The 1509-nt window shown below is 42.3% G+C and carries 1 protein-coding gene; it reads left to right on the plus strand.

All coding sequences use genetic code 11. From position 1 onward, the window contains the following. Positions 1–159 precede the first annotated feature (159 nt). Positions 160–1368 (plus strand): IS4 family transposase, encoded by a 1209-nt coding sequence (locus tag NV381_RS38085; RefSeq protein WP_258218456.1) that lies wholly within the window; start codon positions 160–162, stop codon positions 1366–1368. The last annotated feature ends 141 nt before the right edge of the window (positions 1369–1509 follow it).

Below are 1509 nucleotides of genomic sequence, written 5' to 3' on the forward strand. Positions count from 1 at the left end.
CACTAGCGTTGCATCGAAGCTAACACATAAATATTAATTGTATAATTTACTATTTTTGTAATTATATATTATATTTTCATGGACAAAACATAAAAAAATCTCCAGTGTAGAGATGTAGGGACTTTATCCATACATCTCATACAAAGGAGAACTCGGACTTTGAGTGTACCGGATAAACAGGTAGTTCGTCAATGCCTTTCTTATTTGCCGTTGGAAAATTTTTTAGCACCTTTTCTTGATTATCGCAAACAGCTTAAAACAGTGAATCTGCTGAAGATATTCCTCTCCGCACAGCTATTGAAGTGGGATTCTCTGTACACGATCGAAAGAGGTATTCGATCAGACCCTGAGCTTCAGAAAGAATTCCAAATCCATAGCATCAACAAGTCTCAGCTATCGCGCCGTATGAATGCTCTTCCTGTCGAGGTCACTCAAGCCTTATTCGCTGCCGTTGTTCATGCTGTTCAAAAGACAGCTCATCCTCGCAAAAAACAAGACAAGCTTACTTTAGGAATCGTAGATTCTACAAGTTTGAGGATGCCTCCTATGATTGGAGATTGGGCTTACGTTACGGAAAAGCAGAATAGCGTCAAGGTTCATACGCGACTCATGGTCATCGATGAGCATACGGCTTATCCGGATCAAATTGTTCCGTCTACAGGCAATGTCAGTGATTACATCGGTTCGGACAGTCTAGTTGTAGATCCAGGTGTGCTTTACGTCATGGATCGCGGTTATGTTTGCTACAAAAGAATGCAAAAATGGGCGACCCATAACATCGATTTTGTCGTTCGCTTAGCCAATCATCATTTCGCCGAAATCCTTGAAGAGCGGCCAATTCCCGAAGGTAATGATGAAGTCGTTCGAGATGCTATGGTTTTGCTGGGGAATCAGCCTAAAACAAAAATGAGCGCTCCGCTGCGCCTCATTGAGTTCTACGACGAGCAGAACCGATTCTACCGTCTGGCAACGACGAAGTGTGATTTGTCCGTAGAAGAAGTTATGGATATTTACCGCAATCGCTGGCTGATCGAACTGTTCTTCAAATGGCTAAAACAGCATTTGAAGTTTGCAAAACTCTACAGCCATCAGCCAGATGCGGTTTGGAATCATATTTACTTAGCGCTGATTGCGTACGGTTTGTCTTATCTTGTTAAACAGGAGCTTGGAACAAAGCAAACGATATGGCATGTACTTGAACTGATACGTTTGTATGCAACAAAGAGCTGGTCGAGTTTCTTAAGAGAGCTGCATAGGGGACCAAGTAAATTCAGCCTAGGCAGGCGGAAGAAAGGTCCGCCGGAGCCGTGGCAAGTTAAAGAGACACCTGGCGTGCAGATTCACCAACCGAAGAAGAGGAAAAGGTAAAGGTAAATAGAAATTTTTGGAAATATGTACCTACGCTTAGGTGGGGTTGTGTTTTAACTATGTCATGGAAAAACTTTGTGAATTTTCACACGATGATTTACTAAGTTGATGATGTGTAAGGTCTGATGCAACGCTAGTGGA

The organism is Paenibacillus radicis (ex Xue et al. 2023), from assembly GCF_024722015.1.
In the GTDB taxonomy this organism is placed as follows: Bacteria; Bacillota; Bacilli; order Paenibacillales; family NBRC-103111; genus Paenibacillus_S.